17 protein-coding genes and 1 riboswitch are annotated in these 24,099 nt (G+C 35.4%); of the genes, 4 read left to right on the top strand and 13 right to left on the bottom strand.

Annotation, left to right across the window (positions count from 1 at the left end; translation table 11 throughout):
- Nucleotides 1–33 precede the first annotated feature (33 nt).
- Nucleotides 34–211, bottom strand: a riboswitch (cobalamin riboswitch).
- 618 nt (nucleotides 212–829) lie between these two features.
- The 7 genes from KVT27_RS03575 to KVT27_RS03545 all read right to left on the bottom strand — a co-directional run bounded on the left by KVT27_RS03575 (nucleotide 830) and on the right by KVT27_RS03545 (nucleotide 11,857).
- Nucleotides 830–1,735 (bottom strand): NAD(P)/FAD-dependent oxidoreductase, encoded by a 906-nt coding sequence (locus KVT27_RS03575; protein WP_036127718.1) that lies wholly within the window; start codon nucleotides 1,733–1,735, stop codon nucleotides 830–832.
- Nucleotides 1,736–2,212: 477 nt separating this feature from the next.
- Nucleotides 2,213–6,040: a chitobiase/beta-hexosaminidase C-terminal domain-containing protein gene (locus KVT27_RS03570; protein ID WP_217580720.1), complete on the bottom strand. Its 3,828-nt coding sequence runs from the start codon at nucleotides 6,038–6,040 to the stop codon at nucleotides 2,213–2,215.
- 72 nt (nucleotides 6,041–6,112) lie between these two features.
- A complete protein-coding gene (locus tag KVT27_RS03565) occupies nucleotides 6,113–7,978 on the bottom strand; it encodes an S-layer homology domain-containing protein (RefSeq protein ID WP_254636043.1) in 1,866 nt (621 codons plus the stop codon).
- Nucleotides 7,979–8,483: 505 nt separating this feature from the next.
- Nucleotides 8,484–8,813: a cupin domain-containing protein gene (locus KVT27_RS03560; RefSeq protein ID WP_217580718.1), complete on the bottom strand. Its 330-nt coding sequence runs from the start codon at nucleotides 8,811–8,813 to the stop codon at nucleotides 8,484–8,486.
- A gap of 50 nt (nucleotides 8,814–8,863) precedes the next feature.
- On the bottom strand, nucleotides 8,864–9,850 hold the full coding sequence (locus KVT27_RS03555; protein WP_150907936.1) for an ABC transporter substrate-binding protein: 987 nt from the start codon (nucleotides 9,848–9,850) through the stop codon (nucleotides 8,864–8,866).
- An 82-nt stretch (nucleotides 9,851–9,932) separates the two neighbouring features.
- The gene (locus tag KVT27_RS03550) at nucleotides 9,933–10,760 is read right to left on the bottom strand and encodes a helix-turn-helix transcriptional regulator (RefSeq protein ID WP_217580716.1); all 828 of its coding nucleotides are present in this window, start codon (nucleotides 10,758–10,760) and stop codon (nucleotides 9,933–9,935) included.
- A gap of 305 nt (nucleotides 10,761–11,065) precedes the next feature.
- Nucleotides 11,066–11,857: a nicotianamine synthase family protein gene (locus KVT27_RS03545; protein WP_309140217.1), complete on the bottom strand. Its 792-nt coding sequence runs from the start codon at nucleotides 11,855–11,857 to the stop codon at nucleotides 11,066–11,068.
- A 310-nt stretch (nucleotides 11,858–12,167) separates the two neighbouring features.
- On the opposite strand from KVT27_RS03545, the gene KVT27_RS03540 reads away from it, so the two are divergent.
- Genes KVT27_RS03540 through KVT27_RS03530 form a run of 3 tightly spaced genes read left to right on the top strand, consistent with a single transcriptional unit; the run spans nucleotide 12,168 to nucleotide 15,785 of the window.
- A complete protein-coding gene (locus tag KVT27_RS03540; RefSeq protein WP_036147591.1) occupies nucleotides 12,168–13,238 on the top strand; it encodes a GerAB/ArcD/ProY family transporter in 1,071 nt (356 codons plus the stop codon).
- Entirely contained in the window at nucleotides 13,231–14,631 is a 1,401-nt protein-coding gene (locus KVT27_RS03535; protein WP_217580714.1) for a spore germination protein, read from the top strand. The genes KVT27_RS03540 and KVT27_RS03535 overlap by 8 nt, the downstream gene beginning before the upstream one ends.
- Nucleotides 14,632–14,660: 29 nt before the next feature.
- A complete protein-coding gene (locus KVT27_RS03530) occupies nucleotides 14,661–15,785 on the top strand; it encodes a Ger(x)C family spore germination protein (RefSeq protein WP_217580712.1) in 1,125 nt (374 codons plus the stop codon).
- A gap of 219 nt (nucleotides 15,786–16,004) precedes the next feature.
- On the opposite strand, the gene KVT27_RS03525 is transcribed toward KVT27_RS03530, so the two are convergent.
- The 4 genes from KVT27_RS03525 to KVT27_RS03510 form a co-directional block, all read right to left on the bottom strand.
- Complete coding sequence (locus KVT27_RS03525; RefSeq protein WP_208704515.1) at nucleotides 16,005–17,663, bottom strand: AraC family transcriptional regulator; 1,659 nt, start codon at nucleotides 17,661–17,663, stop codon at nucleotides 16,005–16,007.
- Nucleotides 17,664–17,798: 135 nt separating this feature from the next.
- A complete protein-coding gene (locus KVT27_RS03520; protein WP_200878334.1) occupies nucleotides 17,799–18,761 on the bottom strand; it encodes an ABC transporter substrate-binding protein in 963 nt (320 codons plus the stop codon).
- Nucleotides 18,762–19,141: 380 nt separating this feature from the next.
- Nucleotides 19,142–20,191, bottom strand: a complete 1,050-nt coding sequence (locus KVT27_RS03515; RefSeq protein ID WP_036124379.1) for a 2,3-butanediol dehydrogenase — start codon at nucleotides 20,189–20,191, stop codon at nucleotides 19,142–19,144.
- Between the two features lie 19 nt (nucleotides 20,192–20,210).
- On the bottom strand, nucleotides 20,211–20,849 hold the full coding sequence (locus KVT27_RS03510) for a GntR family transcriptional regulator (RefSeq protein ID WP_036124377.1): 639 nt from the start codon (nucleotides 20,847–20,849) through the stop codon (nucleotides 20,211–20,213).
- Between the two features lie 421 nt (nucleotides 20,850–21,270).
- On the opposite strand from KVT27_RS03510, the gene KVT27_RS03505 reads away from it, so the two are divergent.
- Complete coding sequence (locus KVT27_RS03505; RefSeq protein WP_036124375.1) at nucleotides 21,271–22,668, top strand: hypothetical protein; 1,398 nt, start codon at nucleotides 21,271–21,273, stop codon at nucleotides 22,666–22,668.
- A 45-nt stretch (nucleotides 22,669–22,713) separates the two neighbouring features.
- Here the strand turns inward: KVT27_RS03505 and KVT27_RS03500 are convergent, their stop codons facing one another.
- A complete protein-coding gene (locus KVT27_RS03500) occupies nucleotides 22,714–23,100 on the bottom strand; it encodes a GntR family transcriptional regulator (protein WP_217580710.1) in 387 nt (128 codons plus the stop codon).
- 215 nt (nucleotides 23,101–23,315) lie between these two features.
- On the bottom strand, nucleotides 23,316–24,098 hold the full coding sequence (locus KVT27_RS03495; RefSeq protein ID WP_254636042.1) for an ABC transporter permease: 783 nt from the start codon (nucleotides 24,096–24,098) through the stop codon (nucleotides 23,316–23,318).
- Nucleotide 24,099: the final 1 nt, after the last annotated feature.

Genomic DNA, 24,099 nt, shown 5'->3' with positions numbered 1-24,099 from the left:
GACGTTCCCATCTCTTAATCCCCGAAGAAATGATAAATTTGTTTTATATAGGCAGGTCTCCTGGCTTTGCTTCAATCTCTGATTTCCTTCCCATGCGAATGCACAGTGGTTATAATCATCGTCAGCTTAACAGTTGCGGGGACAGCGTCGGAATAGTACCGAACTTCCCTATTAAACTACATATAGTAGTACCTACACAAAACGAACACAATATATTGTTTTTCGATAATTTTAAGTGTACCATCCTTTATATAAAAAGTAAATCGAGAAATAAAAGTTCATCAATTTGAGACTATTCATATTTTCTGACATATCCTTGTAAGAACGAACTAAAATATAATCATATAAGCACGAATGCAATAGCATTATTTTATTAAAAAATAAGAAGTAAAATAATAGTCGCTTATTTACCTAAAAACGTAGCCACCCTAGTAATTTTATACATAAAAAAGGCATCTTTCCTTTACAGTAAAGATGCAATTATGTGTAAAACTATGAGTATGATGTAAATCTCGCATCCTACTCCATACATCCTATCTTCGTAAATTTTTTTATTGTACTAGTCTAAAGTAGGACCCCTCTCTTGCGATGATGACACATTTTCGTTTCGTCATAACATAACGACGACTACTAAAATGTGCTCAACCTACAGGCGCGAGGAAACCAATCGTTCTACCCTTTTCAACTAATTTACAATGAATATGTACCTTTTCTAGTTATTCTATATTTATTTATAGTATAACATATTCAAGTTCATTCTCCGCCAGCTTGATTAGTCCTATTAAAAATAGCTGATGAATTTTATATGACTCATCAGCTAACCATAAATTTAAAACCTTTCTATTGTTATATCCATATTTATGCTTGTAGCAGCCTTAAAACCTTCCGCAGCTGCAATCATTAAAGAAGAGGGACCACCCTTTTCCGTTTCACCTGCAGTATATATCCCAGCCGCAGTTGTACGTCCAGCACCATCAGTCATAACTGTTCCATTTTCATCAACTTGACAATTTAGCTGTTTAGCAAATTTATTGGGACGATAAAAACTTGGCACAACAAATCCACCAGCTCTTAAAATATTTTCACCTGTTTCTAATTCAACACTCGATAAGTTACCATCATCCCCATGTAAATCTTTAATAGTATTTGTATACACCTTAATTTTCTTTTGTTCAAAATCATTTTGAACCTTCTCAGAAAGTTGATGACCATTCGTAAAAACGATTAAATCCTGTGACCAATTAAAAACCAATTTCGTCATATGACTAATATGCTCCTCGTTTTCTGCAATGATAGCCAATGGCTTGTCTCGCAGCTCCCAACCATCGCAATATGGACAGCTAAATAAACTTTTACCATAATATTGTCTGATTTGCGGGAGAGGAAATTCCTCTTGTATTCCAGTAGCTAACAGTATTTTTTCAGATATATAAGATTTATTTTCCGAAGTATTGACTAGAAATAAACCAGTTATATCATCTTTAATTATTTCTCTGACGGTTTGATCCATCATTGTTATAGAAGGATAAGATTCTATATCTTTACTTGCGAGATTCTTAAATTCTTGTGGCTTTATCCCATCTCTTGTTAAAAAACCATGTGACTCCTGAGTTACACGATTTCGATTTGTTCCATTATCAACTAGTGCAACCTTTCTGCGCGCTCTTCCTAATGTTAAGGCAGCACTTAACCCAGCAGGGCCTCCACCTATAATCATACAATCATATTGATTCATCATTATTTCCCTCCACATCACAATATATTAAAGACCTTTAATATCTACAATTAAGGCAAAAGACACCGCTAATTATATGTATGATATCTTTTTCGTTCCATTTGTTAAGCCCATTATATATTAGTCCTTGATCTCAATAAAAAAGATACAGTTTAGCTGGTTGGGTCTAATCACTCTATTAAGGACTTAACATATCTATAATATCTATTTATTTTTTTCTCGTCAAATTTTTGGTTTGAATGTTTGAAATACTGTCTAAGCACCGTTAATTGAAGTACATCTATTCACTTTAGAAAAGTAACTCCGTTTATCTACTTTATGGAGATGAGCCCAATCTCCATTTTTCAATAGTTATTGATGAAAAAAGTAAAAGCCACTCCAATTGTATTTGGAATGGCTAAATATGATCCATGCAGTCTAAATTAACAAGTCCCTAAATGATTGACATATGCCTAACATTCTTACTGCAAGTAGTTATTACTTAAATTCAATTTCCTCAGCCGAAGCGCCTTTTGTATACGTTATAGTGGCTCCAGCAGGTAAATTACGAATTTCTTTTACATTTTTTCCTTCGATAATAATTTCACCAATCGCCGTACCTTTAAAATCAAAAATCGCATTTCCTTTTTTAGGACTGATTGTTACAGTTTTGTCTGCAAATCCTTCACCATGAAATTCGGCATATTGACTAAATACTGCAATTCCATTTTTAATATTAGTATTTTTTCCTAACGTTAATGAAATACTTGGACGATTCATTATTAATTTACCAGTCTTATAGTTATTAAAGCTATATACATTTTCAGGTACTATTGGTGTTGGTATTTCTTCTTTTCCTGCTTTCAAATCAATTTGAACTAATACAGGGTCATGATCCGATGCTCGCCCCTGCGCTTCTGTAAAGTTCGCATTAATATGAATCATGTCTATGGCCGTAACGTTAGCAAGATTATTCGAAACTAAAATATGATCCAACACTTGATTGTTCCCTTGGAAGAAGTACGTAAAACGATCAGTCTCTGGGGCTTTATCCACCATATTCGTTAAAACATCACCTTTTAATGTTTCAAGTGCTGGTGTGAATTCAAAGTCATTCATGTCCCCTGCTACAATGATATTTATATCCGGATTGATGGCAAGACCTTCATCGATAAAATCATTGATGGCTTGAGCAAGCTGACGACGTTTTGTTACTGATTCTAACACTGGCGGCTGAGTTGGTCCCCACAGTGAACCATCGCCTCCTTTAGAATTTAAGTGCGCTCCTATAATGACTACATGCTCTTCCTGGAATTTGAATTCCGCCGCAATTGGTTTACGTGTATCTGCAAATTTAGTTGGATCAACAAAGCCTGGATTTAAAGCAAGGCTTCCATCTGCTGTCCACCCATTCGCTTGGTCACCCGCTCCCTTTGTACCAGTCACTAAAGAAACACGTATCGGATTATATAAGTAGCCTACACGAATATTACCACCAGGCGCACCGCCTACTGTATTGTTAATAGGCATTACGTCAATCCAATCATAAGCAGGTCCACCAGCAGCTTTAATCGCATTAATTAATCGCATATAGCTTTCAGATGCATCAGCATTTCCTGAATCATTTTGTCCATCATTATCTTGTACTTCGACTAATGTAATAATATCTGGTGACTTCATATTTTTCACAAATGTCGCTGCAATTCTGTCTACTTTTTCATTAGATGTATTGGCAGGATTATTCGAAAAGTTTTCGATATTATAGGAAGCGACATTTAACTTGTCCAATACTGGTTCAAGATGCGTCACTTCTTGCTGAAGATTTGCCTTTGTCACATCAGGAAAGACTTTATTCGTGTTCAGTCGATAGCCGTCTGTAAAGTTTTCTACAAATCCGATAAGTGGATCATTAAAACGATCACCCGAATCATAATTTTTTCCAGCTACCCCTTCAAGCATAATTTTTTCTGGATTATAATCGTCGGCTGCAATATTTAAACCGCCATTCACATTAAATGTATTATTTGTTGTGCTCGGTACAACAATTGGTGAATCATTATTATAAATCGGTCCAATCACTCTCGCATCCGGGAATGATACTCGCATATATTCAATAGATTCCCAAAAATCAATACCATCTTCTTGTGGATCAAAAATTGCAAAGCCATCATTATCAATAATTTTATTTGGTGGGAATAGGTCCTCTCCAATAACAAGTACTTTTGGAACTTCTGCTGTACCTGTTTTTGTAATATTCGTTGCAGAAATTTGCGTATCTCTTAAACGAGAGTTTCCACCCACTTCAGTTACATTCCCTGATACTTTAATAACGTCCCCTACTGCTACATTATGTGCCGACTTACTTACTCTGATCGCTGTTGATTTTACGCCATCGAATGTCGAATCGCCCTCTTGCATAATGAAGCTACTTGAATTAATAACGAATGTTACAATTCCTTCTACATCACTTACTGTTAAATCGACATAAGGTGATATATGGCTTGCCCCTTGAATATCGCTAATTGTGGCATTTTCAGTATCAATAATCTCATAAACAAATGTAGCAATCGCACTATTCGTTAAACCTTCTTTCACTGCAATCGCTTTAATCGTCAACGGTTTATGAACAAGAATTTCCCCTGTATATTTTGTACTAGCTGTAGTAGGTGTTGAGCCGTCCACTGTATAATAAATCGTTGCATCTTCTGTCATGGTAGAAAGTGTAACGTTCGTACCAGCTGTTACCCCACCAACGTGAGAAGCTTTAATATCCTGAACCTTTGATACATCTTCAATAATGCGAATAGGGAGTAGTTGATGATTTGTATATTGACCAACAATACCGGTAATTTCCCCATACGTTTTTCCACTTACTAAACCTGAGTCACGTGTTTTATCGTAAATAGCAAATGTGCCTACATCATCAGTTCCGGTAAAATTTTGACCTGAACCAGTAATGGCTACATTTTTAATCGTTACTAATTTTGATTCATTGTCTTCTGCAACCTCAATACTTTTAATAATGTTTGCCCCTGGTAGTGTAGAAGGAATAGGCATGCCAACAAGCGAAATATTCGTTAATTGCTTTAGTCCGCTATATTCAGCAACTTGACCTTGCACCGTCACCAAATCGCCGACATTTGCAGTAAGACTATCTACAGGGTAAATTGCAATTGCCGCACCCTCTTCATCTTGAATGTGAGCAGTAGCAGTTTCTAATTTTGCTGTTACAATACCCGATACGATTACTACTTGTCCTATTTCTTTATTACGTGCTTCCGTAATTGAAATAGTGGCTGGCGCATCTTTAACTGTAAAATGAAAAGATTTAATTTCGCTATTGTTTAAACCAGTTGCTGTAGCAAATGCTTTGATCGTCATTGCTTCATTTACAACAATGCCCGCTGCTGCATCATAAACCTCACTAGCTGTTGACGGTTCAGAACCATCTATCGTGTAATAGATTGTTGCCTTTGGTGTATCTGTTGACAATGTTACTTTTGATCCTGCAAAAACTTCACCCGTTGCTGGATAAGCTTTAACATTCGCTACTTGTGTAGGCTCATAGTTTCCTACTAATTGGAAGCTTTCCGCGCTTAACGTTTTTAATTGATAGGTCCCGTTAAAAATGGAAGCAATCCCTGTCACTGTAATTACATCATTGTTATTGAACCCATCTGCTTCAAATTGAGAGAACTGATAGCCTGTACGGTTATCATGGCGAATTACTAGCTCGTTATTTTCTGCATCAACGGCTTTAAACTCATATGTTCCATATGTACCAGATGACGCTAAATCTTTAATCTTCACATTTTCAAGTGTAATTAATGTACCTTGTAAGCTGTCTTCAAGTGGTAGATTCACTATTTGCGGTGCAGGTGCTGCCCCTGTAGATATACGTTCAATTGTCGGTGAATTAAATTGAACTTCACCATTAAATGAACTCGTTTTCCCTTTAATTTTGACAATATCTCCAACAGCTAAGCTCCCTGCTTCTGTAGAACTAGAGAAAACATAAACACCTGCAGACTCATCCTGTACATAGAAGGCCTTGCCTCCCCAGTTACCAGGTTTTGTCGTAACCGTCCCCTGAATTTGATATGTTTGGTCTTTTCCCACAGCTGCACGAGCTTCGGCAATTGTTCCTTCAGTGACTGAAGGATTAGCTGGCTCAGTCTGTTCCGTAGGATCAAGTCCAACAAAGTCACTTGAAGTGGTTTCTGTCGTTTCCGCCTTTACCACTGTTACGTAAGGCAAAATCATAGATATTATAAGTAAAAATGATAAAGCCATTTTAGAAACGAAATTAAATTCATATTTCTTCATTCGTTAAGCTCCTTATGATTTTTTATCGTTCATCCTTTTCTCTATTTTGCAAAGGAATTTACGTGAAAGTTATTATTCAATTACTGTGTGTCCTTCAACAGTTAATCCATCTAAACTGATGTTTACATTTGGTGCACCAATGATTAAATCTCCTGAAATCGTACCCGTACTACCAGTTGGCATGAAAGTATAACTCCCTTTAGCTGTTGGAGCTGTTATCGTTACATTTCCCTTCAAGGTATGACCATTCAAATCAAACATTACTAAATCTATTAACGTTATATCTGTAGTCACTGAAGCCATTAACTTAATTAAATCTCCTGCTTTTGCTTGTTTTAATGCTTGTTTTAATTCTTCAGCATTCTTGACATTAAATTCATTCACTTTTTCTGGTGGAATAACTGGATCGGGTGCTACATTTCCTCCACCAGTGTTTGGAACCCCAGTACTTGGTGAAGAACCTCCAATAACAGCCTTAATTTGCGAAGCAACTGCTGCATAGTTCGTCATAATCTTTGTTACAGTTGAACCCGCTGGAATCGACAACGTATTGATCAGTAATCCTGAACCGATTGTAATTCGAGCATCAGCGTTTAGAACCGATAAATAATTAACTACACCACCAACATTCAACGCTAATTCCACGGCCGTTGAAAGCAATAGTCGTTCAAAATTTACATTTCCAGTCATTTTCAGTTTTGCCGTAGATTCTATTGTTACCTTCTTTACAGCTCCCTCAATATGTATAGCAGAAATAGTAGCTGTAATAATGATTTCTGGAATAACCGTGTTCGACATAATTGAGATATTATTCCGTTTGACATAGACTTTTCCTGTTTGCGAATTTTTGATTGTCAATACAGGTGTAGTTTGACTTACATTTGTATTTTCTAATGAAGCTTTTGCTCCATCTATGGCTTCTGCTATTAGATCGCCAGTAATTGTAGCACCATCAAATGCCACTTTTGTTTTAACGTTTGAGCTAATAATTGCATTTCCAGTAATCGATACATTTTTAACTATCACAGCATCGGCATTAATCGTAATTGAATCGAGCGTTGCATTTGTCTTGAATACAACTTCCTTCTCTGCTGAACCTGCCTTATTTAAAACAACATTATTTACTTTTGTTATAACACCATTTTTAATAGATGCTGTAATATCTGCCCCCGTAAGTGCTGTCTTATTTTCAGTGGTAAAAATCGATTTTACCGAATCATCGAAATAATATGTCTTACCATTAATAGTAATTTCACTCGCCGCATATTCTTTAACTTTAAACGTTACACTTTGAGAAGGTTGAGAAATCGGATGACCAACAGCTTCTGAACGAGTAATAAATGCAGCCATTTGCCCTCGTGTTACATTGGAAGAACCATCGAATAATGTTGCTGTCTTACCAGTCGTTACGTTGTTTTCATATAAAGCAGCAATCGCTTCTTTGTAATCAGCGCGCACATCAGTGAATGGTAATGAATTTGTATTTGAAGCTTTTAAATGAAAGGCGTTCGCTAAAATCTTTGCTACATGGTTACGTTGAATATACTCGCCCTGACGGAATGTGCCATCTTCATAGCCATCAATAATCCCTACTTGCTTTAAAGCAGCAATAGCTCCAAAGTATTGATGAGTAGTAGGAATATCTTTAAAATTAGGATTGCTAACATTCGATGTATCCAGTGCTAATACACTTGCAATAATTTTAGCAGCTTGTCCACGTGTTAAGTTTTGTTCAGGTTTAAATGTGCCATCTTGGAACCCATTAATAATGCCCCGATCATTTAAATTTTTAATGTCGTCATAAAATGGATGCGTTCGATGTACATCCTTGAAGCTACTTGCTTCTGATGCAATCGGTGCTACCACTACTACTGCTGAAGCCGTTAAGGCCATTGCTGTTATTGCTTTTAAATACTTCGATTTCCTCCATTTACTCATACTTAGAGTAATACCTCCCCATCCCTATTTAATAAGGAAATTTTTAAAACCAATTAACACTACCAAAATATTGGTTAACATAATAATTTTAACAGAAAAATAATAAAAACATTCTAATTTATTATTAATATTCTAAATACTATGTAAAATAATCCATACTAAACTTTTACAATATGAATAAGAGCAGTAATAACAGGGCTTTTTTCCCCTAACGTTTCATTCAACTAATTCGGCTTATATAAATAAGAACAAAACCGTAAATGGACCGCCTAGTTCCAACAAGCATTCGATGGTTGTAACCAAGACATAGGCCCACTTACTCCTCAAATTTTTTTACAATGCAATAATCTCATTAACTGTAAAAAGCTGAGGAGTATCATCTACTCCTCAGCGCACGAAATTATGATATGGTTTACTGTAACTAATTGAAGATAGACTCCCAACTAACCTACCTCCTTTATTCAAAAAAAAAGAGCTGACAATGCAGCTCAATACTCATGTTACGTTAATGACGATCCGTGTCTACTACTTCCTTTGGTTCCACTATCATGATATGACATTCTTTTTCGGCGAAAGGCTTGTGCTCGGGTCCTCCGGGAATAATAATCATCTCCCCTTGAGAAATTTTCACTTGGCCATCGCGAAAAGCAATAAATAGCTCTCCTTCGAGCACAATAAATACTTTATCGGCGCCTTGATGCTCATGCCACATAAATTCCCCATCAATCTTCACCACTTTGAATTGGAAATCGTGTATTTCACCAACAACTTTCGGAGACCAAAGTTCTTTTATTTGAGCTGCACTCTCATTAAGATTAATAGCTTGATAATTCATAGACATCTCTCCCTATTGTTTTACTTGTTTTCGATGAATGCTACTTTTTTTTATTGATTTTGCAGAGCATCCGTTATATTTTGCAAAGCATATTCGATTGCTAATGGACCACCCGTAATAGCAGACGTATCCATCAAATAAATATTCCCTTTCTTTACTGCGTTCATATTGTTCCAAACATTATTTTGATTTAACTCACTCATTAATGTTTCTTTTTTTGTTATGTCACCTATAAGGAAAATGTGGTCTGCATGAATAGTTGAAATTCCCTCGAACGCAGAAAATTGATTACTCTTCCCATTGAATGTGGTATCTGGTGTAAGCCCCAACCCCCTTTCTTTATCAAACGCAAGTGTATAAACAGGATTATCTTCACCTAAAACATTAAAAGTTTTTCCATCCCATGACACGATAAGTGCTACTGTCTCTCCTTCAATCGTTTTTAAATCTTGTCGACCAGTTGTAATTGCTTGCATCATTTTTTCAATTACTACTTCAGCTTTGTCCTCTTTACCAATAATCTCAGCTACGGTACGGAGGCCATATTGCCAATCTTCATAAATATCCTGGGATTTTAAAGTAATGATTGGTGCAATTTTTTCTAATGATTCATACAGTTTTTCATGATGTTCTGTTGCTAAAATAAAATCAGGCTCAATCGATAGAGTTTTTTCAATACTTGGAGACAATTTATCTCCTAATTCCTCGGTTGAATCTAACTTTCCGTTTAAATAGGCTAAAGAAGATAAATATTCTTTATCTGTAGAAGCAGCAGGAGGCTCACCCAATGCCACTAATATTTCGGGATAAAAATACCAAAGGGAAGCTATTTTTTCAGGTTTCTTCTCGATCACTATTTCTTTACCTAAGGCATCCTTAATTGTTCTTGGCCAATCTTTTGCATCCACTGGAACCGTTGACGTAGATGCTTCTTCTTTCGTAGATAATTCTTTATTTACAGCAGGGGTTTCATTACAACCTCCTAATATGCCTGCTAATAATAGTATTGAGAAACATAGTCCTTTCATCTTTTCCATCCAAATTTCCTCCAACATATGATCTTGATATGCCATTAGTATAGTAAAATCATTTATCGTTTTGAATGGATGCTTGTTGAAACTAGCATGGATTATTGATGAACTTCTCTCGATACTCTTTAGGGGGAATACCAAATTGTTTCTTAAACACTCTACTAAAATAAAAAGGATCTTCAATTCCAACAGCCTGTGCAATTTGTTGGACAGGGACCTCACTTGTATATAGCATTTTTTGCGCCATGTTTATCCGATATTTTAATAAATATTCTGCTGGTCCTATCCCTGCATGTTTTTTAAATACATAAGAAAGTCGATTTCGATTAATATGATTTTGTTCTGCAAGACAAGAAATGGTAAGGCTTTGATAATAGTTCTCATGAATATAGTTACATACTCGTTCGAATACAGTATTTGATTCACTGCTATTTTGACTATTCACCACACATAATAAAGCCTCATTCAGTACATCTCGAAATAGCATTTCGGTTTGAAATTTCGAAATGCCTCCACGCTGATTGTACACCTGCCAAAGACGCAAAATTAATTCGATAAGACGGGGAGATTGTCCAGTGAATAATTCAAAATGCTGATGTGAAAAGCTGGACTCTTGTAGCTCTGTGTTACATATTTGGTATTGAACAAGAATATATTCCCAGTTCGCATATTCAAAATTTTTTTGATTTAGCTTCATATTTGCACCACCATGTACAATTTTTCCTGGTGAAAAGATATAAGGGGTGCCATTAAATTGAAATTGTATTTTTCCATTAAGAGGAAAAACAAATCCAGGAAAAGAATCTGTATATTCAGCATAGGGCACACCAGTGCTTTTAGCATATCGGTATACCCCCTGTACTTGAAATGGAATATGTGCTAAATGCTCTGCTAATTGCTCAACATCGATTTTCAAATTAATTACCTCATTTCAAAATTGTATTTATCGCCTGGTTGGGGTTTGACTACAAACTGTTCCACCTAAGGGATACAGACATAAAAAGCCGATGTGTAAGGTCAATTTCTCTTCCTCTGAAATACAAAAAGGTGGGTTGACGACCTTCGCCTATCCCCACCTTATCGATAATGATTATCATTGTCAATTTGAAATATAACCACCCATCTACTAATTGGTGGCTTACACTACGTATGAAAAGCTTGAACATAGAACCATTTCTCTAAATTCAAAACGTTTTGCTTTCTACACAATTATCAATTTCGTTAAACCTTTTGATATAAAATAACATCAAATACATCCTGAGGATGCATAATCTCATCTACTATATGCCATTTGGTATCGTCTACCTTCTGCATCGGATAATTAAAAAGAGACTTTAATCCATTACCGTAGCGCATTGCAACAAGCACATCTTTATTTGTTATATCGTATAGTTGATCTAAAATGTCATATTTATTGCTGACCGTTGAGCTAAATATAATATGACTAACTTGTTTTATTACTGCGAGCTCCGCTACCGTCTTTTGATCAATTTGAATGGATAAATGATCCCCTAATTTATTGACTACCTGTTTTCCTAATTGAATCGCTTCATCATCAATATCTATTCCAAAAACGTCTGCTCCCGTGCGCTCCGCAACCATTAATAAGGTAATCGGAAAGGATCCAGATCCAATTAAGAGTACCTTCGACTGACTAGTTATTTCAAAATCGCCAAATTCCTTTCCAATACAATTTTCTATGTTACGAAAATAATCCGTGACTGGTTCCTGTTCATGACTTAATAATAACGCTCGATATTTCTCCAAGATTTGCACACAAACAGACGCGTTCATTCTTAATTTGTCGGTTAATAATAGGATCTCTATCGATTCCTTCATATTCGCCCACCGTTCTTCATTGTCACGATTTATGATAAAAGAAGAGTAATCATCCATTACTTCACACAGCTCAAAATAATTAATCTGTTGCTGCTCCTTATTTTGCTGGATAATGAACTGAAATTTCTTATCAAAGTTTTGTAGTTCTTTTAAAAATAACATCCTATCCTTCACTTACCCCACTCCTAATTTGAGAATTAAAGTTCAATATATGCCATTCCTTGTAAAACTATTTCAGCATTTTTTATGGTATGTGAATTATTGGGCCACTCTTCAAAATTAGGAGGATATAGTGTAAAACAATCAAAATCTATTTTGATTGTTTTAATAGAATTATTGCTAGTTTTTCTATGAAACTAGCTTGAATGAGAGTACTATAGGAGCCTAAAAATTGCGAGAGTTGAGTATAGATTTCATTAGAAGCTCCAAGGGGTTAGATGGCAACCGATATGGGCAATATTGTTAGAAGGAGGTTTAAGATCAAATGAATAAAGTTATACAGCCAATCCATGTATATTGTTTGTTATTTTTATCAGTTAGTTTTTTAGCACATTTCGTTTTAATTCCTACCATTTTCACAATCGTCGAACGTGAAGCATGGATAAGCGCTTTGGCAAGTTTAATCCCAATATTAATTTTAGCATTCCTTATTTCTAGAATTACCCATAAATTAAATAATACTTCGTTTTTTGAACAACAATTTTTACAAGATAATAGACCACTTTATTTATTTATCATTACTTCATATATCATTTATTTAATTTCATCAACGTTCGTCTCACTCAAATTTACAATTATTTGGGCAGAAGAAAGTTTTAACTCTGATTATCCATATTTTATTACAGTTATTTTATTTATATTATTATGCTTTTATGGTTCCCTGAAAGGGATCAAAACTATTGCTATCCTGTCATTGATTATTTGTTCACTATACATTTTTTTATTTGTACTCCTCAATTTAGGGAACTCAATGAACAATGAATACGAACTATTATTACCAGTAAATACAAGTAATACTCCGTCCATTTTATGGGGAATATTATACATATGTATTGGTATTTTAGAAATGGGCTTTATTTTAATCGTTTTAAATAGTTATGTAAAAGAGCAAATGAAAAGGACAGGAATAATCGTTTTCTCTATTATGTTTGTCCTATTAGTTTTTATCGCTATCGTGACTACTGTATCTGAATTTGGCATTTATCTCACTAAAAAAATGCTCTTTCCTATAAACGAGCAATGGAGAGTTTTGTCATTTGGTAAGTACTTTACAAGATTAGATTCTTTATCTGTTCTCCAAATATTATCAATGGCTTTTATTCGTATATGTTTATTTATGTATATTGTGTCATCCTTCTTTAAAAATCGAAAATTTATATTAATTATTGGTTATCTAAGCTTAACCATAGGATTATTAATTCCTTGGTCTGTTTCTGATTTTTTGTCATTTATAAAAAGCACTTATCTTCTTTCTATTTTTTTATTTTTATTCTTTTTTATGACTGTTTTCTACGTATTAGAAAAAAAGCAAAAGGGAGTTCATCATCTTGACTGAAAATAAGGATTTTTTTTATAAAGAATTTGACCATCAATCAGATATAACGGTAAGTAGTAAATTCTATATGTTTAATAACGAAAAACATGAAGTTATATTTATCTATTGCCATAGTTTAATTGATAGTGTACTTTTTTTAAATTCATTATTACCAAATATTAGATTTCTGGCTGAACAAGGACATTTATATGATGAGGAAATTATAAATCGCTATTTAGAAGTACAGGAGATCAAAGAGTACAGAATGAAGACAGATGAAATAAATAGAAAAATTTTCTCAGGTTTTTTATATTTTTATCATGTTTCATCGAATAGCTTATATTCAACCAATTTAGCTAAACTACCTGAACGATCCATTGAAGAATCGAATATGGAAGTGTCATTAAGAGGACCTAGAGACGGGTTTGTTGAAAATATAGATACAAATTTTTCTTTAATAAGAATGAGATTAAAAAGTAAAAATTTATCAAGTGACGATTTTACAATTGGCGACACCAGTAAAACAAAAGTTTCATTGCTCTATATTGAGCATTATATTGATCAAAACACTTTAAAGCATGTACAAAACAAACTTAATAAAATAAAAGTAGATAATATTGCAAGTAGTTATCATATTGAAGAATTACTTTATGATAAGTTGACACTCTTTCCCCTCCTTGATTATTCAGGAAGGCCCGATTTTGTAGTAAGTTCCCTCAATAAAGGCCGTTTTGTCATATTAGTAGATGGAAGTCCAAGCTGTTTAATTGGACCTGTAAATTTATTACTTATTTTGAAAGCAGCTGAAGATGATCAAACGAATTTTTTATTTGTGAGTTTTTCACGAATTTTAAGGATTACCTCTTTATTAACAAGTATATTCTTACCTGGGTTTTGGATTGCATTAACTGTCCATCAACTTAACCAGCTACCCTTTCCCTTACTAGTATCCATATCTGCATCTAAAATTGGACTCCCTGTTTCCTCTTCGTTCGAAATTCTTATTATGCTCATTTTTTTTGACCTCTTTCGAGAAGCGGGAATACGCTTACCAAAAGCTGTAGGTCAAACTGTTGCAGTTTTAGGAGGCTTAATAGTTGGGGATGCTGCTATAAGAGCGGGATTTACATCACCATCAACATTAGTAATTGGAGCACTTACCGTTATATCTAGCTATACATTAATTAATCAAAATGTACTAGGCAATGTATTTTTAATAAGAGTTGCAACATTAATCATTTCCGCATTTTTTGGAATGTATGGCTTTGTTTTAAGTGTCTTATTTTTCTTAACCTATATCTCGTCATTAGAAAGTTTCGGGCATCCTTACCTTTCTACATTTTATAAAGTTAGTATACCCAATCTTATTAAAGGTTTTTTAAAAATGCCATTTAGAAATAAAATAAGAGACTGACTGTTTTTACAACAGAAGGGAGATTATAAATGTCCCATTACTATACTTCCACATTCAAAATAATATTAATTTTTCCTTTATTATTTATTCTAGGCGGCTGTTTAGGTACGAAGGAAATACAAAGTGAAGTTTATATTACCGCTCTTGGTATTGATTATTCTAATGATATGTATCATTTATATTTTCAAGCTTTCGGATTTACGAATGTTGCTGGCTCAGATCCTAGCATTGCATCTGAGCCAGCTCCAATTGTTGTCGGACATGGAGAAGGTGAAACGATTCAGGGAGCAATCGATGATATAGAAAAGAATTCTGTTAACCCTTTGTATTATGGACATATACAAACTTTCTTTATTTCCAAAAATATATTGGACGGTCATATGGATGAATTTTTTGATTTTTTTAGTAGGGATTATTATCTACGTTACAATACGTTAGCTTATGGATATGAAGATGATATTAAAGAGATAATGAATGTACATGGTCTCTTTTATAAACCGCCTATATTAACATTTCCTTATGATCCAAATGAACAATTATTCTTTAATTCATTCATCTCAACCAGTACTGTACAAGACATGATTAAAAGATATTATGAACCAGTTGGATCAATTATGGTTCCTACAATAAAAATTAGTGAAGATTATTGGATGGAGGATAATAAATCAAAAAATATATTAAAAATAAGTGGTGCTTATTTTCTTTCACAACAAAAATTCAATGGTTGGATAAAGGAAGAAGAACTTTCAGGGCTAGATTGGTTTAATAAGGATTTTAATAACATGAAATTATCAATAAAGGATCAATCTGTTTCCATGTTTATTGACAATTTAGATTATGATATAGAAATTGTCGGTGACACCATTCCTAAATACATTTTAAATTTAGATGTAAAAGCTTCAATTAGAGAGAACCCAAAAAACATCGGAATAAAAACCATTGAAAAGGATGTCAAAAAAATTATTTCATCACAGTTTCAAAGTACATTTATGAAAGGGTTGGAAATAGACTCCGATATTTTCAATCTTTCAGAAAAGGCTTATCGTTTCAGACCCCAATCATGGACTGTCGATAAATTAAATACCATTACTGAAAATTCTATTGAAAAAATGAATATAAATGTTTTCATAAAGGATAAAGGTGCTATTAAATAATATGGCACCCTCACCTTTTTTGCATATGGCTACCGTTAAAACAAACGCCCGTTAGTGGGTGAAGGAGGAATGCAAAAATCGCGCCTCTTCGTTCCAATCAACTCCATCATAAAGTTATGATGGAGAAAAATAACAAGAGCTATCGTGGGAGCCCCTCGATAGCTAAATAATAAATAGTTATATGATTTCAAGCCTTTGAATGCTGGGACTAACCCAGGTTCATACTATCTTCTTTTTTAAAATATATGGTAGTTCCTCTAGTAACCGTCCGCGAGTAATTGGATCATCATAATTCCATATAGCATCTAAAAAATGAGTCTTACCGGGACTTAACTCGGCTAAAGCCGAAATATATGGACAGTGAGAGACAGTATGCAATTCCTTACGAGAAGTTAAGACAAAATTACGATCTCCAGCATAGTGGCTTATTTGATGGTGCTGAATTTCTAGCCATGCCTCCCCTTGCTCGATGAGGTGCATCACTTTTTCTGAGGGACGAAAGCCCAGTGATTCATATAAAGAGCTCGCCAATCCATTCATGCCCATAATATAAAGTTTTTCACCTAACTTGAGATAAACTGTAGCTGTTTCTCCAGCTACATAGGCATCTGCTAATTGTCTACGTACCAATCTTACTTTGTCTTCATATGTAGTAATCCATTTCTCCGCTGCCTTAGTGCGTTCAAAAAGTTTGGCGATATACCGTAACCGCTCAAATAATCTAAACTTTTTGTCCAGTACAACCGTTGGAGCAAGCGCATTTAGTTCCTGTAAATCTTTTGGATAATAGCTAAGTAATATAAATTCAGGCTGTAGCTGTGCTATTTTATCTGGATCGGCCCAATACCCGATACTCTGAATATTGCGTAGCTTATTATGATAAATTACGTTTTCTTTCATAATAGAGATAGCCGCTCCTATGGGAGATATACCTAGTACTAATAATTCGCCCAGTGTATGTTTGCCATCTGTCACAATTCTTGTGGTATCTTGAGGAACAAGAATCCTTCTACCAAGTGAATCGATAACTGTTCTTTGCTGCGTATGTAGATGGATATTCGCATATTCACGTGGAGTGTTGCCAGTTAATTTATGAAAACATCTACTGAAATAATATTCATCCTTAAATCCTATTTGTCGAGCTATTTTGTTCAATGGCTCTGTGGAATTACATAGAAGTTTTTTTGCCTGGTCTATTCGTAGATGGACTAGATAATCAGTTGGTTTTTTGCCTGTCAAAATTTTAAACTGTTGACTATATTTCCACCTGACAATGCCAGCCATATTTGCTAGCTGTTCTACCGTTAAATCTTCATCATAATGTTGTTCTATATATTGGATAGTACGTTGAATCATTTTTGTCTTTTCTTCGCTCTGTAAATCGACAGCTTGTTGATCTAACTGGGCCATCATCCCTAGAATCAGTTGAAGTCTACCTTGCATCATAGCCATTTCTGATGAGGTTAGAGAGGAGCAAAATTGATTCTTCACCCATATTTCATTCCCTAGTACTTGCTTAACTTGAGAATATAATAGCCTATAAGGATAACCACAAAGTAAGGGTGGATGAGCAATCGGATGTAAAGCCCTTCCTTTTACTTCAAAGGTTTCGAAAGTAAAACGTGCAAGCTGTGCCTCTCCAGTACTTGATTCCACAGTGTAGCGTTGGGCTGGTAAAACGAGAATGCAGCTCCCTTGTCTTAGATCGATTGCAATTTTGTCTACATAGAGGCGTATGCCATGACTACATGCTATTAATAATGTACACAAATTCGTTTCATTGCCATTCCTCTTTACATAGCTCATCGCTGCCGTCTGCTGATTAACTTGAAAACTATCATAGTGTTGTAGCCTAGTATATAGGCATGCAAAATTCATAAGCAACTCTCCAACAATTGAAAATGATTATCATTATCGTTATTATAACACAGAATGATTCACTATCAACTATTGACCGAGGATGCTTTATTTTAGAAAACTAGCGGATAATAATTGATTCGATAGATACAAATTTTACTGTTTGTGCATCCATTCTGGTAGCATTTTATATAATTGCTCCAAAGCTAGCAATTCATCTGTATTCCATTCATTAGCAATCACATAAACATTTCCCTTTTGGACTGCAGGCAATGTTCCCCATATTGGGCTTTGTAGTAACCGGTCAGCTTCTGATTCACTTTCATCATCCTCTTGTACAATTACAAACAAATGATCACCAGCAAACTGAGAAAGCACCTCTTCTGAAACCGTAACGAAAGACACGCCTTCTACATCAATAATATTCTTCTGTACTGCTGGAGGGACAGCAAAGCCATTTTCTCCATAAATAATAGCACCAAGGCTACGATCGCCCATAACATAAAGCGTTTTACCTAACTGATAGAAAACTGTTGCAGTCTCCCCTTCTGCTAATTGAAACTTTTCAAACATTTCTTTAAAACGTGTTTCAAATTTAGCAATTACTTGAGCTACTTCTTCCTGCTTGCCCAAGATATTCCCCATTTCCTTTACACGTTCTGTATAAGGAAGAGCTGGATTGAAGGGAATCGTAGTAGCTATTTTTGCCAATTCTTCATTCAGGTTTGGATCTGCCTTGTAATAGCCATTAATAATTAGATCGGGTTTTAAGGTAAGAATCGTCTCTAAATCAGCAGGATTTCCAATATCAACGATTCCTTCGAGTTTACCTTCATAGTAACTAGCAGGCTCTTTCGGAAGATTATTACCAACAACTGGAATATCCATTGCCAAGAAATCACCAATTGTCTGACCAATATAAACCACTCGTTTTGGATCCGCAGGTATTTCTACTTGTTCACCAGTAATCGTTGTATATTGTACTGTTTTCTCACCTTCCTCTTTCTGTTCATCAGCCATATTGCTATTAGCATTTGAAGTACTGCATGCTGATATGATTAACAACAGGAGGAACCCCCCTACCCATCGTATAATTTTCTTTCCATGTTGTTTTGTCACACTTGTTGCTCCTTTCGGTCTTTAATTGAAAATGATTATCATTTACAACATTATTATAATTTGTGTGAAAGGGTGAAACAATGGAAAAAACGCAACGATTTCTTTGTATAAATGTCAATTCTTGTCCAAAACAACGCTTTTTAATGAAGAAGAAGAAAAACCTATGGTAATGAAATGAAATTATCCCTACTGCTTTGTACGGAGCGCATTTATTGGAGGTGCAATTACCTTGTAGTTTGTGTGAGCGGAGAAGTGGAAATATCTAGTGAAGAACTGGTGGCTTCATGCAAAAAATATACGAAAGGAGCATGGCTGTCATTAGCCATGCTCCTATATGCTCCTATATGCTCCTATTTAAAAATTAGAAATAGATGAATCTATTAGTTTTCTCCGCTAATTGCAACTAAAATTTTAGATTGCGTTTTGTCGCTTGTTAAAGTTTTAAATCCTCTGTCCACAATTTCATCTAGTTCAATTTGGCTTGTAATAATACCTTGTGGATTTAGTTGACCCGAGCTCATTGCATCAATTGTTCTTTGGAATATAGACGGTGTATATACAATCGAGGATAGTATATTAACACCTGTATTTGTAAGTTGCATTGGATTCCATTCGATTGGTCTAGCAAAAATTGAAACAATCATCATATTGCCACGAGGTTTTGTTACATCAATTGCTTGCTTAAAGGTAGGAGCAACTCCCGCAACCTCAAAGGATACATCCACCCCATCTGCAACAATTGCCCGAACTGCTTGTACAGGATTTTCTTTACCTGAATTAATCGCATGGGTTGCGCCTAATTCTTTTGCCTTTTCTAAACGGTCATCAGATAAATCCAACACGATAACTTTGCTTGCGCCAGATGCTTTTGCAGCGATTACTGTTAATAACCCGATTGGTCCAGCCCCAAATACTGCAACCGAATCACCTAATGTAACCCCAGCATCTTTGACAGCTTGTACAGCAACAGCCATTGGTTCTACTAATGCACCATCTTGTAATGTTAAGTTATCGGCTAAACGGTGAATATTTGTTGCAGGAACATTAACATATTCCGCAAATCCACCATCTCCATGTAATCCGATAAAGTTAAATCCATCATAGCGATCAACATCTTCATGTTTTTTTCTATAAGTCAAAGTAGGATTGATGACAACTCGGTCTCCTGCCTTTAAGTCCGTCACGTTAGAGCCAACTTCTTCAATGATACCAGCAAATTCATGACCCATTGTCAGTGGGGCAATCTCACCTGTTAATTCTGCTTTTACATCAACTGGTACGAAAACTGGACCTTCTTCGTATTCATGCAAATCACTCCCACAAATACCTGCCCATGCTACTTTTACTTTCACTTCATCTTCTCGTAAAGCGCGTAATTCAACCTCTTCTACTCGAATATCTTTTACACCATGCCAAACTGCAGCTTTCATTTATGTTACCCCCAAAAAATTATTTAAATTGGTACCATAAAATAACATCTTTAATAGCTACTCGTGCATTATCAAAATCCGACGCTTCTATACATCTGATAAATGTATTAATGGACATGTGGTAGGATTCAACTAGATTCATTTTCCATTTTGTTTGGGCAGCTACATTTGTAACAAAGATTGTTTCTTTAAAGAATCGTAGCATCGCAATATTTCCTGAAACATCAAAAAACAATTGTAATAAGTGAGCAAACGAAACAACATATTCATAAATATTTTCAGCAGACTTTTTTTGTTTCATCGCTTCAAAACGAAATAAAAGCTCATTTTGCAAATCATCCGTCCATTTAGCTTCACACTTTGTCAGTGCAAAATCCAAAAGGTTATAAAGCGCTTCCAAATAATCCTTTAATTCCTGATCCGATATGGTCTTCACTCTTACACCTTTATGCTGTACTTTTTCAACTACACCATCTTTTTGTAAAAGATAAAGCGCCTCACGGACAGGTGCATGACTTACTTGTAACTCTTTTGCAATTTCCGCTTCTATTAAGCGCTGACCTTGTTCATAATAGCCCGAAAATATGCGAAATAATAGTTGTTCAGCTATTTGCTCAGAAATTGTCTTTTTTGAAATTGAATTTTCATCAAACCCCATTAAACCACTCCAATAAATTTATATGTTTTATTTTAACATAGTTCAGTGTATAGAGTGATTAGCTACAGGTGTTATATATTATGGATTATAGATTATCGATAATCTATAAAAGTATTCTATTATAAAAATCCATATCTTTCAATTAACTTGTTTTAGGTATGAGAATAACCACTAATGGAATGGTTATTACACTGATTACTTTCATGGAGATTGTTTAGAAGTTGTGTAACACTAAGCTGTAAACAATTAGTGCCCCTTTTGATCAAAGTACACCTGTAATTCGCTATATGAATTGTTTGTTTTTTGGCTTATTTGCAAATTAGATTCCCCTTCACTTAGGCTGAATTTTTTTAAAATTTATCACCAACTTGTTTCCCCTTCATATTCTATAGAATCAGATCGAATATTGAGGGGGAAACATATGGGGGTTGAATTTACTGCTCTCCATTGGATTTACGTTATTTTTATTGTGCTTATCATCGGATTTATGGTTAAACGTCGCGATACCACCCTCATTTGTGTAGTAGGCATATTCATGCTAGCAATTGTTGCGACTGGCGATTTAACTTCATCCATTAGTGGTGTATTTAACAGCTTTATTTATGCCATTACAGAGTTGTTATCTACCATTCTTATCATTTCTATTATTGTTGCTATGAGCCGGGTCATGATGACTTCAGGAATTAACGAGGTTATGGTTGCGCCATTTACGAAAATCATTAAAACACCAGCTCTTGCCTATTGGACGATTGGTCTATTAATGATGATTATTTCTTGGTTTTTCTGGCCTTCACCTGCAGTGGCATTGTTAGGGGCAGTACTCTTGCCTGTTGCCATTCGAGCAGGCTTGCCAGCACTCGGAGTGGCGATGGCGATGAACTTATTCGGTCATGGGATAGCATTATCGAGTGATTTCGTCATCCAGGGGGCACCGAAGCTAACAGCAGATGCTGCTGGCATCCCTGTTGGGGACGTGGTGTCTGCTAGTATTCCGCTCGTCATTACTATGGGTGTTGTCACGACCATCGTTGCTTATATTTTCTTGCGGCGAGATATGAAACGTGGAACTTTACTTTTAAACACAGCAAATTCGGCAGAAGAAAACGGTGAGCAAGAAACGATAGAAAATTTACTGTCAATTGGGCAAAAACGTTTCTTCGCTGTGCTTATTCCGATTGCTTTTATCTTAGATGTCATCGCCATGTCGGTTTTCAAATTACAGGGTGGCGATGCAACTGCTTTAATTGGTGGAACCTCCGTTTTCATATTACTTTTGCTTAGTATCGTAGCCCATAAAACAGAAGGACTTGAAAAAACAACAAGCTATTTAATTCAAGGCTTTCAATTCGGCTTTAAAGTCTTCGGACCTGTTATCCCGATTGCAGCTTTCTTCTATTTAGGAGATGCAGGCTTCACACAAATTCTCGGAGATCATTTACCCGCTACCTCGCACGGTATTGTCAATGATCTCGGTGTCGGTCTTGCAGCAATAGTCCCTTTAACGAAGGAAATTGCAGTAATCACTTTGGCAGTAGTTGGTGCCATTACTGGATTAGATGGCTCGGGCTTCTCAGGAATTTCCTTAGCGGGCTCTGTCGGAAGCTTATTCGGCAATGCACTAGGCGGAGGGACTGCTACTTTAACGGCCTTAGGGCAAATTACTGCCATTTGGGTTGGTGGCGGAACATTGATTCCTTGGGCATTAATTCCAGCAGCTGCCATTTGTAATGTGAGCCCATTTGAGCTCGCAAGGCGTAACTTACTCCCTGTAATCATTGGACTTGTTGTGACAACAATTGTAGCGGTGTTTTTGATTTAAATAAGGCAAAAGAGATGGCTCCTTAGAATCAGGAGCCACCTCTTGTTATTTAACGCTATTGTAATATTTCTGTAAAACCCCTTCAAACATCTGCCTAAGGTAAATTTCATTAATCCCTAAAATAGAAGATTCTATTATTATATGTTCGATACGAATAGATATTTGTTGAAGGGAAATACTTATTGCTTCCCCAGAATCAACCATAACAATTGCTTTGGAAGGGGGTTTAATGGTGATGATCCCGCTCTTCTGAAGTTCTTTATAGCTTTTATGAACAGTATGAAGGTTAAGATTTGTTTGTGAAGCTAAATTTCGAATGGATGGTAAATGGTCACCCTTTTTTAAATTCCCAGTTATTATTGCTAATAGCAATTGTTCGTTTAGCTGCTGATATAGTGGAACCTTACTTGTTCGATTTACTTTCAGATTCATTGACCAATCTATCCCTTCATTTAAGAGCTATATAATTGTACATAGTACTAAGATAAAATATTAACAACTGATATCAATGGGTATTTTCAAAAGTAAGATGGTCGATTATGAAAATAGATGCTTCGAATAATAAGTGTATTAATACAGTTGAATGGATATAATGGCTTTCGATGATTTTGACAAAGTACCTATAACAAATTCGCCATCTCTCCCATTTAAAACTTCCTTTTTGCAATGAAATGGCGCATGATTGCAATCATCCATATAACTAGGAGCATGGTAACTGCACTATGGAAGCCATACCAGGCTTTCATATTCCCTGACATCAATATAGTAGTAGCATGCAAGCTATTACTGGCAGGATTAACAACATCCAAAAGCGGATGTAAACCAGCAATGAAACGGCAGATAAACAGGACGACAATACTTGCTAACGCTATAAAAGCCGAATTATTAAAAAACGTGCTCATCATGGCAACAAACGTAATAACAAACAATAGCCACACACAATAAAATAGCAAAGCCAGCAAAGCATGCGACACTGGTACTGCCGTAAATAAAAAGGATGTATAGCCATACGACATACCATAGCCTAGAGCTATACAGAAAACAGCTACTAGATAATGGACAATAATTTTACTATTTAAGTAGGATGAGATAGACACTGGTCTTGTAAGAATAAATGCCATCATTCCATTTGCTTTTTCACCTTGTATAATACTCATTGCTGCAACTGCCAAAATAATAATTCCTAACTGATCAAACTGGGAACTTAGGGTTGTGGCCAGTACTTCGCTTCCCTCCGGCTTTGCCAAGGTTGGGTCAATCATAATACCCTCCACACCACCCATTGATTGCAAAATAACCGGCATGTAATACATCATAATCGGCTGAGTTAACCCAAGTAAAATAAAGACAATTGGTAGCCAGACAATTTTAAATTCCTTCGTCATTTGAGTTACTTCTTTTTTACTTAATGCCAAAAAAGTATTCACCATT

It is taken from the genome of Lysinibacillus sp. GbtcB16, from assembly GCF_019091145.1.
GTDB classification, from domain to species: Bacteria; Bacillota; Bacilli; order Bacillales_A; family Planococcaceae; genus Lysinibacillus; species Lysinibacillus fusiformis.
Note: the sequence above shows the minus strand (reverse complement) of the source record. Positions and strands in the feature narration are given on the sequence as shown.